Raw genomic sequence first — 15,557 nt, 5'->3', positions numbered from 1 at the left:
GGCCTTGGTGCGTATCGCAGCCGTCGCGCTGGCCGCGAGCCTGTCATCGGCATGCTCCCTTCCCGTGGAGTTGCCCCTACCGTCACTCACGGAGAACAGCGGGCCGGTGGAAATCACCGGATCGGTCCCAACCGAGGTGATCGACGACGGCGTCGCGGAGCGCCTGGGAACCCGGGCCTGGGCCGCGCTGAAGGCGGCGCTGGTCTCGGCCGCCGAGAACGGCGAGGACGGCGAGGCCTTCGCCTGGAAAAGCCCCGCGACCGCGGGGGAACGGCACATGGAGGGCACGGTGACCGCCGTCGACGCTTTCTTCGACGACGACGGTGCCGTCTGTCGCCGGCTCGCCATCACGGCAATCGCCTATGCCCGGGAACAGGCCCTGGCGGCCGAAGCGTGCCAGCGCAATGGCGGCGGCTGGAACGTGAAGCCGATCGTCGACGGGCGCTGACAGACCAACCGACTGGTTTCCCGGGCCATTCGCGGGGGTTGCGTTTCGCCTTTGAATCCCCACATGGGATGGGAATAAATTCTTTTCAAGTCCGAATCCCCGGTAGTGATAGATGGCGCGTGATCCCTACGAGATTCTTGGCGTGTCCCGCTCGGCGAGCGCCGGCGAGATCAAGAAGGCGTATCGCAAGCTCGCCAAGCAATACCACCCCGACACCAATGCCGACGATCCGAAGGCCAAGGAACGCTTTTCCGAGGCGACGACGGCTTATGACCTTCTGAACGACAAGGACAAGCGGGCCCAGTTCGACCGTGGCGAAATCGACGCGGACGGCAATCCGCGCTTCGCCGGTTTCGAGGGGGGGCACCCCGGCGGCGGGGCCCGGCGCGGTCCCGGCGGCTTCAGCTGGAGCTACACGACCGGCGGGCCCGGCGGCACGGGCGCGGGCGGCATCGATCCCGACGACCTGCTCAGCGAGATTTTCGGCATGGGCGGCGGCGCCCGCGGCGGTTTCGGAGCCGGAATGGGGGGCGCCGGAATGGGTGGCGCCGGAACGCGCCAGCGCGCGCGGCGCGGCACCAAGGGCGAGGACGTCACGCTGGCGGTTTCGATCGACCTCGCCGAAGCAGCCGAGGGCGCGACGCGCCGGGTGCGGCTGCCGAGCGGCAAGGAAGTCGACGTCAAGATCCCCGCAGGCATCGAGGACGGCAAGCAGATCCGCCTGCGCGGACAGGGCCATCCCGGCCAGTTCGGGGGACCGGACGGCGACGCGCGCGTCACCGTCAAGATCAAGCCGCATCCCCTGTTCAAGGTCGACGGTCACGACCTCAGGCACGAGTTGCCCGTGTCGCTCTACGAGGCGGTGCTGGGCGGAACCGTGCGCGTGCCGACGCTCGGCGGGGCCGTGGAGCTGAAGATCCCGCCGAACTCGTCGGGCGGCCGGACCCTGCGGCTGAAGGGCAAGGGCCTGCCGAAGCCGGGCCATACCGACGGACACGGCCACGGCGACCTTTACGTGACTTTGCGCATCGTGTTGCCGGAAAAGCCCGACCCGGAACTCGAGGCGCTGATGACGGCGTGGCGCGAAGGCAAGCCGTACGACCCGCGCACGTAAGGGCGCTTTCATACCCCCTGGATGCCCTGCCGGGGATGTTCATGCTTCCGGGCGTCCATCACCCTGCGTCGTCGGTGCCGCGTGCGCCCTCGTAGGCGTCGTAGACCCGGTTGGCGATCGCCTGCAGGCGGTCGCGGTCAGCCGGTCCGTTGACAACCACCGCCACGCCTCTATCGAGCCAGTAGCACGCGCCGATATCTCCGTTCAGGTCGAAACGGAACGCGGTTTCGCCGGCGCGCGCGGCACGGGTCACGTAAACGGTGTAGCGGTCGCCATTGCCGGCCTCGAACATGAACAGGGCCGCGGGGCCGCGCCCGCCCGTGGTCAGCCTGCCTCCCACCAGCTTCAGACCTTCCGATTCCAGATCCGGCAAGGCGAGCCGGGTCTCGAGCCGATTCGACAGCCACTTGACCAGATGTTCGCGTTCGTCCGGGCCGACCTCCACGGGATGGCGCTTCTCGACGGTGTAGACCCGGTAGGCCGTCTCGGCCTGAGCGGCGATCGTGGGTGCCTCGGAGCGGAGGGCCGGCGCGTACGTGCCGATGCCGATACCGGCACCGAGGCCGATGGCTAAGGTCGCGATCGACGCGGCGATCGCCATGCGCCAGCGCGGGCGGCCCGCGGCCGGAACCGGGCCGGTCCCGGCCGCGTCCTGCGGACGGCCGTCGGCGTGCGCGACGCTCTCCCGGGCGCCATCTTCCGGGGCGCGCGCCTCCCGGGCACCCTCGTCCTGGGCAAACACCGCGCGGATCAGCGCGTTCTGACGGCGCCACGCGGCGGCGGCGGCGGCATCCTTGGGATGGCTCGCCAGCCAGGCCTCGACGCGCCCGATGTCCTCGGGCGACAAGGCGCCGTCGACATAGGCGTGCAGCATGTCCTCCGAGACGATCTTGTCGTCCGTCACTTCACTCTCCTCAATTGCGGCCGGGGCCCGCCCTCGATCGCCACCCTGAGCGCCGCACGGGCCCGCGACAGCCGCGACATCACCGTTCCGATCGGAACGTCCTGCACCTGCGCCACCTCCCGGTAGCTCAAACCTTCGAGCGCCACGAGCAGCAGGACCTCGCGCTGCTCCGCCGGCAGCGCGGCGACACCGCGCTCGATGGCGCGCCGGGCCAGCGCATCGCCCGGCGGCGTGCCGAACCGGCGTTCGTCGAACTCGTCGGTCCCGGGCCGCGCCGCCAGCGCCCGGCGCCGGTTGCGATCGAGGTTGGTCAGAATGGTGAACAACCAGGCCCGGAGGGACCCGCCGCGCCACAGGTGCTCGCGCGAAATCGCCCGGGCCACGGTGTCCTGCACGAGGTCGTCGGCGAGGTCGCGGTCGCGGGTCAGCGCCAGGGCGTAGCGCCTGAGCGTCGGCGCTTGCGCCGCCACGTCCGCCTTGAATGCGTCGCTCGACACGCCCAATCCCGCTCCTTTCGCCGGGATTCCCGGTGGTTAGCCGGTCTTCACGCGAATGTGAACACCAACGGGTTCCGGTTTATTCCGCAAAACATTTCACTGCCATCCCTTAAACCGTTTAACTAACATAGCGATCCGTGCGGGAACGACTACGCCCCGCGAACCATAGGGGCTGCGTGCAACGGATTGCCGTCGTCTGCGGGAAATGGGACGGATGAACAGGCTGAAGAAACTACTGCTCGTTTCGGGACTGCTGGTTTCATGGGCCGGCACGGCACAGGCCTCCGACATCGTCATCGGCGTGCCCGACTGGTCGTCGGCGACCGTTACCGCCCATATGCTCGGGGCGCTTCTCGAAGACGAGTTCGATCTGGACGTCGACCTCGAAGAGGGCACCAACGAAGCGATCTTCGCGGCCATGGATACCGGCACCGAGGATATTCATCCCGAGGTCTGGCTGCCCAATCACACCGCCCTCAACGCCGAGTACGTGATCCGGCGGAAATCCGTGGTCATGAGCCCGAAGGGCGTGCCCGCCCGGCAGGGCATCTGCGTCACGCGGGCGACCCGCGAACTCGGCATCCAGTCCGTCACCGACCTCGCCGACCCGGAGAAAGCAGCCCTGTTCGACACCGACGGCAACGGCAAGGGCGAAATCTGGATCGGGGCGCCGGACTGGTCGTCGACGCGGATCGAGAGGATCCGCGCCCAAAGCTACGGCTACGACCAGACCATGGACCTGCTCGAAGCCGATGAAGAGGTGGCGGTGACCGCGATCGACGCGGCGATGGCCGCCGACAAGCCACTCGTCTTCTTCTGCTACGAGCCGCATCACACCTTCGAGCTGCACGACATCGTGTTTCTGGACGAGCCGGCCTACGACCCGCGCAAATGGACCGTCCTGACACCGGATCAGGACCCGGCCTGGCTGGAGAAGTCGAGCGCCGGCGTCGCCTGGCCGCCGTCCTTCTTCCACATCAACTATTCAGCCAAACTCGCGAAGGAGCGGCCCGACGTCGCCGCCTTTCTCGACGCGATCCGCCTCGACGTCGATACGGTGTCGGAAATGACCTACGCGCTGATCGTGGAGCGGCGCGACCCGGACGATTTCGCGGCGGAATGGATCGCACAGAACAAAGATCGGATTTCGGGCTGGCGTAACGCGGCCAAGCAGTAGGGAGTGGCATATGCTGGAAACTGCAAAGCGAATGGGGCTTCTCGCGAGGACCTTCGGGGCACGGATCCTGCGGGCGCGGGCCGGCCGCTACGCGCTGGCCGGACTGGTTTTCGCGGCGGGATCGGCGGCCGCGCTCAACGTCAACACGCAGATCTACAATCCCGATACCCGCAAATGGGAAGACTACGATCCCCGCCGGGCGATCCTGTACTATCAGCGCCATGGCCAGACGCCGGCCGCCTTCCAGCGCAAGATCGTCACCTTCCGCACCGCCGAGAAGCCCGGAACCATCGTCATCGACGGCGACAAGCACTTCCTTTACCTGGTGCTGCCCGACTTCAAGGCCATGCGCTACGGCATCGGCGTCGGCCGCGAGGGCTTCGGCTGGGCGGGCATCGTCAATGTCGGCCGCAAGGCGGAATGGCCGGTGTGGACGCCGCCGGCCGAAATGGTGGCGCGCGACCCCAAGGCGGCGCAGTACGCCAACGGCATGCCAGGCGGCCCTGACAATCCGTTGGGCCCCAGGGCACTCTATCTCTACGAGGGAAGCCGGGATTCGATCTACCGCATCCACGGCACCACGGAGCCCTGGTCGATCGGTCTCAACGTGTCGTCCGGCTGCATCCGCCTCAACAACGACGACATCGTGGACCTCTACGGACGCGTCGAGGTCGGCGCCAAGGTCATCGTCCTGATGCAGGGCGCGGCACTCTACAAGGGCGTCTGAGGCGCCGGAACCGGACAGCGCGGGGGAGAAACCAGCATGAACAAACCCTATTCGAGGGCCGGGGCGTGGATCGCGCTCGCCGGCGTCGCCCTGTTGGGCCTCGGTTGCTCACAGGGACAGCAGGCCGCGGCACCGCAGGCTCACAGCGTGCGGGCCGCGGTGGAGACGGCGCCGGCCGACTTGCAGCTACTGTGCGCGGCGGAGGCGGCGAAGGTCTATTCGACGCCGGCCGAAAAGATACTGCCGGTGTCCTCCGCCCGGTCCGGCCAGAGCAGCTACGACGTCGAGCTCGACGTGGCCGGCAGGCGGGCGCGCTGCACCATCGACGAGAGCGGAACGCTGGTCACGGTGGTCGACGCCTGACGTTCCGGCGGCCCGGATCGCGGCCGTTCGCCACGGGCAAACCCGGTTTCGGACGCTGCGGCCTTGGCACCCTATATAAAGCTGGTGTAACGCTTGGGGTCCTAGCGTAACCTCAACGGACCCATATCAACACCGGACCCCTTCGCCGACATGACGCTTCCGAACACGCCGCTGCTCGACACAGTCCACCTGCCGGAAGACCTGCGCAAGCTTAGCGAGTCGCAGCTTACCCAGTTGGCCGACGAGTTGCGCAAGGAGATGGTCGACGCGGTTTCGGTAACCGGCGGGCATCTGGGCGCGGGGCTCGGCGTCATCGAGCTGACGGTGGCGCTGCACTACGTGTTCAACACGCCCGACGACCGGCTGGTGTGGGACGTCGGTCACCAGGCCTATCCCCACAAGATCCTGACCGGGCGGCGAGACCGTATCCGCACGCTCCGGCAGGGCGGCGGCCTGTCCGGCTTCACCAAGCGCGCGGAAAGCGAATACGATCCCTTCGGCACGGCGCATTCGTCGACCTCTATCTCGGCGGGCCTGGGCATGGCGGTGGCGCGCGATCTCGGCGGGCGCGACAACAACGTCATCGCCGTCATCGGCGACGGGGCAATGTCGGCCGGGATGGCCTACGAGGCCATGAACAACGCCGGCGCCATGGACAAGCGCCTGATCGTCATCCTCAACGACAACGACATGTCGATCGCACCGCCGGTCGGGGCGATGAGCGCCTATCTGGCGCGCTCGATCACCGGCCATACCTACATGACGATCCGGCGGCGGGGCAAAAAACTGACCTCGCACCTGCCCAAGCAGGTCGACCGTTTCATCACCCGCTGGGTCGAGCACATGCGCGGCTTCGTGACCGGCGGGACGCTGTTCGAGGAACTCGGCTTCTACTACGTCGGTCCGATCGACGGGCACAATTTCGACCATCTGCTGCCGGTCCTGAAGAACGTGCGCGACGCCGAGGAAGGACCGATCCTGGTCCACGTCGTCACCAAGAAGGGCAAGGGCTACGAGCCGGCCGAGAAGTCCGACGACAAGTATCACGGCGTCTCCCGGTTCAACGTCGTCACCGGAGAGCAGGCCAAGGGCGCGACCAAGGCACCGAGCTACACCAAGGTCTTTGCCGAGAGCCTCGTCGAGGAGGCGCGCAAGGACGACAAGATCTGCGCCGTCACCGCGGCGATGCCATCCGGCACGGGCCTGGACCTTTTCGGCAGAGAGTTCCCGGACCGCACCTTCGACGTCGGCATCGCCGAACAGCACGGCGTCACTTTCGCGGCAGGGCTTTCGACCGAAGGCTACAAGCCGTTCGCGGCGATCTATTCGACCTTCCTGCAACGCGGCTACGACCAGGTGGTCCACGATGTGGCGATCCAGTCGCTGCCGGTCCGCTTCGCCATCGATCGCGCGGGCCTGGTGGGTGCCGACGGGCCGACCCATGCCGGCGCCTTCGATGTCGCCTATCTCGGCTGCCTGCCCGGCTTCGTCATCATGGCGGCTGCGGACGAGGCGGAATTGAAGCACATGGTGGCGACCGCGGTCACGATCGACGACCGCCCCTCGGCTTTGCGTTACCCGCGGGGCGAAGGTATCGGCGCGGAGATGCCCGCGGCCGGCGTGCCGCTCGAGATCGGCAAGGGCCGGATCCTGCGCGAAGGCGGCAAGGTGGCGATCCTGTCGCTGGGCACGCGCCTCGGCGAGGCGCTGAAGGCGGCGGACGAGCTCGGCTCCTACGGCCTGCCGGCGACCGTGGCGGACGCCCGTTTCGCCAAACCGCTGGATCACGCCCTGATCCGCCAACTGGCCAACCACCACGAAGTGCTGATCACAGTGGAAGAAGGTTCCGTCGGCGGATTCGGCAGTCATGTCCTGCAATTCCTAGCCGAGGACGGACAGCTCGACCGGGGCCTGAAGGTACGGGCGATGGTGCTGCCCGATAGCTTCATTGATCAGGACAGCCCCGCCGCGATGTACGCCAAGGCCGGACTCGATGCCCCCAGCATCGTCGCAAAGGCCCTTGAAGCGCTCGGCCGCGACGTCGCCAGCGAAACGACCCGGCTGGCCTGAACTCCGGTCTTGTCCCGTTCACGATAGTCCGGCGTCTCGAGGCGACCGGAAAGACAAGCATCGCGCGCTCAAACGACAGTTTCGGCACCGCGCATGACGGGCGCGGTAGCGTAAAGACCGATAGGTCAATTTGAAATCAAATCGATAGGATCGATTAGTCCCCCGTTGAGACGGCACGCCTATCTTGCTTCCAAAATCTGGGAGCAGTGAGGCAACAACCGTGTTCACGTCGTTAAGCCGCAGATTTCTGCACGACCGTCGGGGCAACGTTGCGATTATCTTCGCGATGGTGCTTCTCCCAGTCATCGCAATGATTGGCGCTGCGATCGACTACAAACGCACGACCTCGGCCCGCACGAAATTGCTTTCGTCGCTCGACGGGGCACTATTGGCTTTGGGCAGTTCGCCTCCTCGCGGCGATACCGAAGCCCAGCAGTTCCTGAAGTCGTATATCGACGCGCAGCTGGAAAAACTCGGTTTCGAGGGGGCGTGGTCGATCACCGGCTTCCAGCAGTCCGGCAGCCGCATCTCCGCGGACGTCGCCGGCAGCCTGCCGACGACCCTGATGGGTCTGCTCGGCATCGAGCTGGTCAGCTTCGACACGTCGAGCGCGGTGGTTCGGGAACAGAAAAAGGTCGAACTGGCCCTCGTCCTCGACAATACCGGCTCGATGGGCAGCAAGGGCAAGATGGAAGCGTTGCGCGCCGCCGCCTCGTCCCTGGTCGATATCATGTATGAAGGCGAGCGTGCCGCAGAGCGGGTCAAGATCGCCCTCGTTCCCTTCGTTACCGGGGTGAACATCAAGGCGCCGGGCAAGTTCTCCTCGACCTGGATGGATGAGAAGGGCCAGTCGCGTTATCACGGCATCAACTTCGACGAAACGCTCACCAGCAACGGCGACGGGAACGGCTACAGCGGCGGCAACGGCGGCTGGGGCAGCGGCGGATCCGGTGGCGGCGGATCCGGTGGCGGCGGATCCGGTGGTGGATCCGGCGGCGTCGGCTGGTGGGGCGGCGGCTGGGGCGGCGGCGGCGGATCCGGTGGCGGTGACGACGGCGGCGGCACCAGCGGCGGCTCAGGCCCCGAACCCCTCCCGGCCAATCATTTCAAACTGTTCGACGGCATGCCGAACGTCGATTGGAAAGGCTGCGTGGAAGCGCGTCCCGAACCCTATGACACGAACGATACGCCTCCGAGCAGCGCCAACCCGGATACTCTCTGGGTGCCGTGGTTCTGGCCGGACGAACCCGATCTTTCGTCGAACTTCCACAACGACTATCTGGCCGACCAGATCGCCGGCAACGACGAGCGCCAGCTCTTCACCGGCAAGTACAACGGCTTCAATGCCGATATCGACGATACGCCACCGGAGACAACCGGCCCCAACAAGTCCTGCGGCCAGCCGATCCGTCCGCTGACCAACGACACGCAGGCGCTGCAAAGCGATATCGCCGACATGTCGCACTGGAGCGGGTCGGGCACGAATATCGCGCAAGGCCTGGTCTGGGGCTGGCGGGTACTTTCACCGTCCGTGCCCTTCACCGAGGGTGTCGGCTACGATGAGAAGGACACGCTAAAGGCCATCGTGCTCCTGTCGGACGGCGAGAACATCGTCTCAAAACAGTCGAACAACCTGAACTATTCGGACTACAATCCGTACAACTATCTCTCTCGCAACCGGCTCGGCACGACGCATCACCTGCGCGCGGCCGACGAGGTCGACAACAAGGTCGCGGAAATCTGCCGGGCGGTAAAGGACAAGGACATTCGGGTCTACACGATCCTGTTCGACCTGAAATCGCAGAGCCTGCAGACCCTGTTCCGCGATTGCGCGACAAGCCCGAACCTGTACTTCGACAACCCCTCGCCCAGCGAGCTGGAATCCGTCTTCGCCGAGATCGCCTACGACCTCAGCAAACTTCGCCTCGAACGATAGACTATATCCGGTAGCCCCGGCGCCCCGCGCCGTCGAAAGGCGGTGTGGGGCGCTGTCAAAACCGATAGAGGCAGGTCAACCGGCACTTCCGCGGCGGATCGGCCGTGATAGCCGCATCATCTCGGTGATGACCTTGTCGTGAAGGAAGCTCGCCTTGTCCAGGCTGACATGGCCGAGATCCCTTCGATCCTTCAGGTCCATATTGACGAGAGCGGATCGAAAGCCCGGGCCGGGCTTGATGGCGGCCCCGAAGCCGTTGTCCGATTGAAAGAAATTCACGCAACGCCGGATATTGGCCGGTGCCGGCCGCGGATGGACCGGATCGAATGTCACGGCCAGTGCGACGGGAATTTCATGATCCTTCAGCCGCTCGGCGACAAGGATCACCGCGTCGGCGCCGAGCGAGTGTCCGATCAGGAACACCGGCTCGGGCTTGCGGACGTCCTTTCGACGCGCGGCGATCTCTGCGGCCACCGTGCTCCAGCTCGAGTGGTTCAGCACCCTGACCTGAAACCCCTGGTCTCGAAGACGCGCGCCGAGCCTGTCCATTCCCTGCGAAAACACGTTCAGGATTCCGCGGAACAGATAGACCTCCCCGGTGCGGTCGCCGGCCTTGGCCATCCGCGGTTGCGTCTGTGTCGCCCCGGCCGCCGCCGGCTTCGGAAGCGATGCGTTTGCGCCAAACGCGAGACCAATTGCCATCACGGTTGCCGGCAACGGAGATTTCAGGATACCAAGCAACATGTTCAGTCGCTCCGACGTTGGACACCCGGTATAGTCAGCCTCCTACCCGACTCGGCGAGCAGTACCCGGTGCGCATGGGGCCCGTCTATTTTTCTACGAGACCATAAGCGAGTCGATCTCGAATGCGTTTGCCTCAGCACTTTCCATTCGCGGTTCCTGAACGATTGCGCCGGTCCGGTTCGGCATTTATCGATTGTGCCCGGTAATCCACGTTAGTTTGCGAAGCCATGGCAGCGACTTCCGACACCGTCAGTAAACGCTGCGTCATATTCCTTGGCGGATACGAGCACGTTTCGGCGAGTGGACAGTATAATCGGTTCGTCCGCGAAATCGGACGGTTCGATCGCACCTGGAATATCGCGACGACCGTCGGAGAGCCAATTGTCCACTCCGATCCCGCCGTTCAGGTGTGGCCGGTGGTCGCGCAGGGGCCGAACTGGCGCGTCGAAACCGAGCTTCGCTACTATTCCTGGAACGATCTGATCGAAGAGGACTTCGCCCGGCCCGACTGGCGCGCGATCCCCGCCGGCCTCCTCGCCCTCCTCGATTTCATCGTGACCGGAACGGCCCTTCGCTACATCGTCGTCGCCTGGCGATACTGGCTGTTTTCCTTCTACCCGTTCGCGCTCTCGGTGCTGTTTGCCGCCATCGCCGCGTCAATCGTCTACGGCATCGCCGGGCTTGGCGTGCCAATGCCGTGGTTCGCGGGCGTTCCGCTCGGCATCGCCATCTTCTGGGGGCTGGCGCGATGGCCCGGCGACAGGCTGCGCTATCGCTACATGCTGAACGACTGGAGCTTCGCCAGCGCCATCGCCTGGGGGCGGCGGCGCAGCTACCGCGAGCGGCTCAAGCTCTTCGCCGAGGATCTCGACAGAACCGTCCGCGAGACGGATGCCGACGAGGTGCTGATCGTCGGCCACAGTCTCGGCGCGGTGCTGGCTGCGGAGACGCTGTCGGCCACGCTGCGCCGCGATCCCGACCTCGCCAAGGCGGGACCGCCGATCACGCTGATGACCGTCGGCTCGTCGCTTCTGAAGGTCGCGCTGCACCCGGCCGCACGCGGCCTGCGGCGGTCGATCGAGCGCGTGCTGGACACCGTTGATATCGCCTGGATCGACTACACCGCACTGGTCGATCCGCTCAATTTCTACCGGACCGACCCGGGCAGGGTGCTGGGGCTGAAAGCGCCGCGCGCGCCGGTGATCCGCACCGCCAGGATCCGATCGATGCTGGGCGAGGCGTCCTACAAGCTGTTCAAGGGCAATTTCCTGCGACTACACCGCCAGTTCGTCATGGGCAACGGGGCACGCTACCACTATGACTTCTTCATGGCCTGCTGCGGGCCGATGACCCAGGCTGCGCGCATCGACGACATGACCGCCTCGATCGAAAACTTCGCCGAAGACGGCCGCTATATCCCGGACGCGGAGAGCCCCACGGTCGATTCCGGGCCAGCGAGGCCGGCGCCGTGACCCCGGACATCGCCGAGATCATCTGGGTGGTCGGGGCCGTGGGCTGGTACGTGATCCGGTATCCGCACGAACGCCGCTCGCGACGGACCGCCGTCAGCCGCAACAGCGCCGACCGGATCGAGCTTCTGTTGATGACGATCTCGGCGACGGGCCTCGGCGTCCTGCCGTTCGTCTACGTCCTGTTCGGCTTCGGCGGGTTCGCGGACTACGGCTTCAGCCCGGCGCAGGGCTGGATCGGTGCCGCCCTTTTCGCCGGCTCGCTCTATCTGTTCTACCGCACGCATCGCGATCTCGGCCGCAACTGGTCGGTGACGCTCAAGATGCGCGAGGCGCATCGGCTGATCACGCAGGGCGTCTACGCCTATGTCCGCCACCCGATGTACACCGCCTTCTTCCTGTGGGCCCTGGCGCAGGCGTTCCTGCTGCCCAACTGGATCGCGGGGCTGTCGGGGCTCGTCGGATTCGGTACGCTCTACCTGTTCCGCATCAAACGCGAGGAAGCGATGATGCTGGAAACCTTCGGCGACGACTATCGCCGCTACAGCGAGCGGACGAAGCGGCTCGTCCCGTGGATTTACTGATCGGCTGAAAGGATCTCCGCGATGCCTCGCGTTCGGCTGGACGAGGTTCTGGTGCGGCGCGGGCTGGCGCCGAGCCGGGCGCGCGCGCGCGACGCGATCCTGCGCGGGCGGGTCAGCGTCGACGGCCGCCCGGCCGTCAAGCCCGGGTCGGCTGTTCCGGACGACGCGGCCATCCACGTCGACGACCCCGCGCTCGAATGGGTGTCGCGCGCCGCGCTGAAGCTCGTCGCCGGCCTCGACGCCTTCGCCTTCGATGTCGCCGGCAAGACCTGCCTCGACGTCGGCGCGTCGACCGGCGGCTTCACCCAGGTCCTGCTCGATCGTGGCGCCGCGCGCGTCCACGCCGTCGACGTCGGCCATGGCCAGCTCGCCCCCGAGGTCGCCGAGGATCCGCGCGTGGTCAGCCACGAGGGCCTGAACGCGCGGGTGCTGTCGGCCGCCGACATCGCCGATCCGATCGCCGTCGTCGTCTGTGACGTCAGTTTCATCTCGCTGCGGCTGGCCCTGCCCCCCGCCCTGGCGCTCGCCGAACCCGGCGCGATGCTGGTGGCGCTGGTGAAGCCGCAGTTCGAGGTCGGCCGCGAGGCGCTCGGCAAGGGCGGAATCGTCCGCGATCCGGCCGAGGGCGAGCGGGTCGCGCACGCGATCGCCGACTGGCTGGCCGCGCAGGGCTGGACCGTCCTCGGCCTGATCGCCTCTCCGATCGCGGGCGGCGACGGCAACCGGGAGTTCCTGCTCGGCGCGCGGAAGGGGGTCGACCGTGGTTAAACCGACCGTCGAAACCGTCACGATCACCCGGCTCGGCCACCTCGGCGACGGCATCGCCGAGACGGAGACCGGCACGGTCTTCGTGCCGTTCACGCTGCCCGGCGAGCGCGTCGAGATCGAGCGCACCGGCGACCGCGGCAGGCTGCTGAAGCTCCTGGAGACGAGCCCGGCACGCACCGCGCCGACCTGCAAGCATTTCGGCGCCTGCGGCGGCTGCGCCCTGCAGCACATGAAGCCGGAGGCCTATCTCGCCTGGAAGCGGGAACAGCTCCGCGTGCCGCTGGCCCAGCGCGGCGTCGAGGCCTCCGTCGATCCGGTCGTGCCGGTGGCGACCGGATCGCGCCGGCGCGCGGTCTTCGCGGCGCGCCGCGTCGGCAAGCAGGCGGTCTTCGGCTATCACGCACGCCACAGCCACCGCATCGTCGCCATCGAGGAATGCCCGATCCTGCGGCCGGAAATCGCCAATGTGCTGCCGGGGCTCGCCAAGCTCGCCGGCCCGCTGACCCCGTTCAAGGGCGAGGTCCGCATCGGCGTCACCGCGACCGATACCGGCCTGGACGTCGCCTTCGAAGGCCCGCGCCCTCGCCCGCCCGCGCTGGCGCCGCTCGCCGCGCCGTTGCTGCAGCAACTGGGGATCGCGCGGCTCTCCATCGCGGGCGAGCCCGTCATGACCTTCGCCGAACCGACGGTGGCCGTCGACGGCATGCAGATCGCCCTGCCACCGCTCGCCTTCCTGCAGGCGGCCGCCAGCGCCGAGACGGTGATGGGCCGGCTGGTGAGCGACGCCGTCGCCGGCGCGGGCCGCATCGCCGATCTCTATGCCGGCATCGGCACCTTCGCGCTCAGGCTGGCAAGGCAGGCGCGCGTGCTGGCCGTCGAGGGCGACGGCGCGGCGCTGGACGCGCTTGCCGACGCGGCAAGACGCGCCAGGGGCGTGAAGCCGATGGAAACGCTCAAGCGGGATCTCGCCCGCATGCCGATGAGCGCGGGGGAACTGTCGGCGTTCGACGCGGTGGTGTTCGACCCGCCGCGGGCCGGCGCCGACGCGCAGGCGCGCGAGATCGCCGCCGCGAACGTGGCCAAGGTCGTCGCCGTGTCCTGCAATCCGGCGACACTCGCGCGCGACCTGAAAACCCTGGTCGACGGCGGCTATCGGGTCGACCGGATCACACCGGTGGATCAATTCCTGTACTCACCCCATATTGAGGCGGTAGCAGAACTGTCGCGCGATACCTGAAGATCAGGAGCACAGGCATGGCGACCGCGATCGAACGGATTGGGCTGCGGGCCGGATACGGCCTTCGTCAGGGCCCGCGCATCGCCTGGTATCTGGCCCATGGCTATGCCATGGGGCGGCTCAGGCGGATGGCCGAGGAGAAACACCCGGACGCCCGGCGGCACCGCGGCGCGACAAAGCCGACGCCGAACCGGGACCGGCTGTGGCGCGACCTGGCGGCCCTGTTGGTCCGCGATCTCGCCAATGTCGAGGCCGGCATCTATCCGATGCCGAAGGACCATGACGGCGCGCTGCCTGAGCGGTTCGACCGCAGCCGCGCGTTCTTCCTCGACCTGCCTGAGATTTTCACGCGCCGCCGCGAGGAGGCGCATCAGGAAGTGTTCTCGGAGGAATTCCGCGGCCGCTTCCCGCGCTACTACCTGCAGAACTTCCATTACCAGTCGGGCGGCTACCTCTCGGAGGGGTCGGCGAAGATCTACGACCTGCAGGTCGAGGTGCTGTTCAACGGCACGGCCAACGCCATGCGCCGCCAGGCGCTGGTGCCGATCCACGCGGCGCTGAAGGGCCGCGACCAGCGCACCGTCGCCCTGACCGACGTGGCCTGCGGCACCGGACGCTTCCTGCGTGCGCTGACCGACGCCTTTCCCGGCGTGCGGCCGACAGGCTTCGACCTGTCGGAGCCCTATGTCGAGGAGGCCCGCCGCCACTTCAGGCGCCGCGGACGCGCCCGCTTCGCCGTCGCCAACGCCGAGGCGCTGCCGCTGCCCGACGACAGCCAGGACGTGGTCACGACCATTTTCCTGTTCCACGAACTGCCGCCGAAGGTCCGCCGCGTCGTGGCGCACGAATTCGCCCGCGTGCTCAAGCCCGACGGCACGCTGGTCTTCATCGACTCGCTGCAACTCGGCGACGTGCCTGACTATGACGGGCTTCTGGAGATGTTCCCGAGCGGTTTCCACGAGCCGTTCTACGAGAGCTATACGCGGGAAGACCTCACCGCCCTGTTCGGCGAGGCTGGCCTGGAGCCGGTCTCCGCGACCCCGGCCTTCGTCTCGAAGGTGATGGCGTTCAAGAAGCCGTAACAGAACGGCCGTACGGCCTTCACATAGCCAACGCATAGTCCGTTAAGCGCCAACGAAGCCTCCGATATCGCAGGCCCGGACGTGGCGAACGCGGTCACACGATGCTCTACGCGCTCGTCCTCAAGCCATTCGCCATCCTGGCGCTTATCGCCGGCGTCATCACCGTGCCGACGCCGCTGCCGACGGGCGCGCCGCTGATGGCGCTCGGGCTGGCCCTTCTCGTCGCGACCAGCTCGACGGCGCGGCGCTGGCTCAGATCCGTTCGACGGCGATCGGACCACCTCGACAGGCTGATCCGTATCGCCGAGCCGCGGTTCGGGCGGCGGCTCGGGGTCGCGCTCAGGCGGACGCGGCCGATCGTTCCGGCGGCGGCGAGGCGCGACCGGTCCACGGCGTCCGAATAAATTCACCCCGCCCGCCAAGGATTTGCCAAACGC

At 67.1% G+C, this 15,557-nt stretch carries 16 protein-coding genes; 13 read left to right on the top strand and 3 right to left on the bottom strand.

Annotated features, from left to right (window positions below; all coding sequences use genetic code 11):
• Nucleotides 1-7 precede the first annotated feature (7 nt).
• Nucleotides 8-448, top strand: a complete 441-nt coding sequence (locus ACSF9G_RS15650) for an RT0821/Lpp0805 family surface protein (protein ID WP_436643022.1) — start codon at nt 8-10, stop codon at nt 446-448.
• A 112-nt stretch (nt 449-560) separates the two neighbouring features.
• Nucleotides 561-1,562, top strand: a complete 1,002-nt coding sequence (locus ACSF9G_RS15645; RefSeq protein ID WP_436643021.1) for a DnaJ C-terminal domain-containing protein — start codon at nt 561-563, stop codon at nt 1,560-1,562.
• Nucleotides 1,563-1,620: 58 nt separating this feature from the next.
• Here ACSF9G_RS15645 and ACSF9G_RS15640 read toward each other — a convergent pair whose 3' ends face one another.
• Together ACSF9G_RS15640 and ACSF9G_RS15635 are read right to left on the bottom strand one after the other, a co-directional pair.
• Nucleotides 1,621-2,466: an anti-sigma factor family protein gene (locus ACSF9G_RS15640; protein WP_436643020.1), complete on the bottom strand. Its 846-nt coding sequence runs from the start codon at nt 2,464-2,466 to the stop codon at nt 1,621-1,623.
• Nucleotides 2,463-2,963 (bottom strand): sigma-70 family RNA polymerase sigma factor, encoded by a 501-nt coding sequence (locus ACSF9G_RS15635; RefSeq protein ID WP_436643019.1) that lies wholly within the window; start codon nt 2,961-2,963, stop codon nt 2,463-2,465. Before ACSF9G_RS15635 ends, ACSF9G_RS15640 begins: the two co-directional genes overlap by 4 nt.
• Nucleotides 2,964-3,177: 214 nt before the next feature.
• On the opposite strand from ACSF9G_RS15635, the gene ACSF9G_RS15630 reads away from it, so the two are divergent.
• The 5 genes from ACSF9G_RS15630 to ACSF9G_RS15610 all read left to right on the top strand — a co-directional run bounded on the left by ACSF9G_RS15630 (nt 3,178) and on the right by ACSF9G_RS15610 (nt 9,236).
• A complete protein-coding gene (locus tag ACSF9G_RS15630) occupies nt 3,178-4,140 on the top strand; it encodes an ABC transporter substrate-binding protein (protein WP_436643017.1) in 963 nt (320 codons plus the stop codon).
• Nucleotides 4,141-4,171: 31 nt separating this feature from the next.
• Entirely contained in the window at nt 4,172-4,867 is a 696-nt protein-coding gene (locus tag ACSF9G_RS15625; protein ID WP_436643268.1) for a L,D-transpeptidase, read from the top strand.
• 36 nt (nt 4,868-4,903) lie between these two features.
• Complete coding sequence (locus tag ACSF9G_RS15620; RefSeq protein WP_436643016.1) at nt 4,904-5,230, top strand: hypothetical protein; 327 nt, start codon at nt 4,904-4,906, stop codon at nt 5,228-5,230.
• 150 nt (nt 5,231-5,380) lie between these two features.
• Nucleotides 5,381-7,300 (top strand): 1-deoxy-D-xylulose-5-phosphate synthase, encoded by a 1,920-nt coding sequence (gene dxs / locus ACSF9G_RS15615; protein ID WP_436643015.1) that lies wholly within the window; start codon nt 5,381-5,383, stop codon nt 7,298-7,300.
• Between the two features lie 220 nt (nt 7,301-7,520).
• Complete coding sequence (locus ACSF9G_RS15610; protein WP_436643014.1) at nt 7,521-9,236, top strand: TadE/TadG family type IV pilus assembly protein; 1,716 nt, start codon at nt 7,521-7,523, stop codon at nt 9,234-9,236.
• Between the two features lie 75 nt (nt 9,237-9,311).
• On the opposite strand, the gene ACSF9G_RS15605 is transcribed toward ACSF9G_RS15610, so the two are convergent.
• On the bottom strand, nt 9,312-9,980 hold the full coding sequence (locus ACSF9G_RS15605; RefSeq protein ID WP_436643013.1) for a lipase family protein: 669 nt from the start codon (nt 9,978-9,980) through the stop codon (nt 9,312-9,314).
• A 227-nt stretch (nt 9,981-10,207) separates the two neighbouring features.
• Between ACSF9G_RS15605 and ACSF9G_RS15600 the strand changes: the two genes are divergently transcribed.
• From ACSF9G_RS15600 to ACSF9G_RS15575, 6 genes are all read left to right on the top strand, one after another.
• A complete protein-coding gene (locus tag ACSF9G_RS15600) occupies nt 10,208-11,452 on the top strand; it encodes a lipase family protein (RefSeq protein WP_436643012.1) in 1,245 nt (414 codons plus the stop codon).
• Nucleotides 11,449-12,033: a protein-S-isoprenylcysteine O-methyltransferase gene (locus tag ACSF9G_RS15595; RefSeq protein ID WP_436643011.1), complete on the top strand. Its 585-nt coding sequence runs from the start codon at nt 11,449-11,451 to the stop codon at nt 12,031-12,033. Before ACSF9G_RS15600 ends, ACSF9G_RS15595 begins: the two co-directional genes overlap by 4 nt.
• Nucleotides 12,034-12,054: 21 nt before the next feature.
• Nucleotides 12,055-12,801, top strand: a complete 747-nt coding sequence (locus tag ACSF9G_RS15590; protein ID WP_436643010.1) for a TlyA family RNA methyltransferase — start codon at nt 12,055-12,057, stop codon at nt 12,799-12,801.
• Entirely contained in the window at nt 12,794-14,038 is a 1,245-nt protein-coding gene (locus tag ACSF9G_RS15585; RefSeq protein WP_436643009.1) for a class I SAM-dependent RNA methyltransferase, read from the top strand. Before ACSF9G_RS15590 ends, ACSF9G_RS15585 begins: the two co-directional genes overlap by 8 nt.
• Before the next feature lie 17 nt (nt 14,039-14,055).
• A complete protein-coding gene (locus ACSF9G_RS15580) occupies nt 14,056-15,120 on the top strand; it encodes a class I SAM-dependent methyltransferase (protein ID WP_436643008.1) in 1,065 nt (354 codons plus the stop codon).
• A 101-nt stretch (nt 15,121-15,221) separates the two neighbouring features.
• Nucleotides 15,222-15,524 carry a hypothetical protein gene (locus ACSF9G_RS15575; protein ID WP_436643007.1) on the top strand — a complete coding sequence of 101 codons (303 nt, stop codon included), beginning with the start codon at nt 15,222-15,224 and terminating at the stop codon, nt 15,522-15,524.
• Nucleotides 15,525-15,557 lie beyond the last annotated feature (33 nt).

Origin of the sequence: Microbaculum mangrovi (genome assembly GCF_051390635.1) — a bacterium.
GTDB lineage: Bacteria > Pseudomonadota > Alphaproteobacteria > Rhizobiales > Tepidamorphaceae > Microbaculum.
Note: the sequence above shows the minus strand (reverse complement) of the source record. Positions and strands in the feature narration are given on the sequence as shown.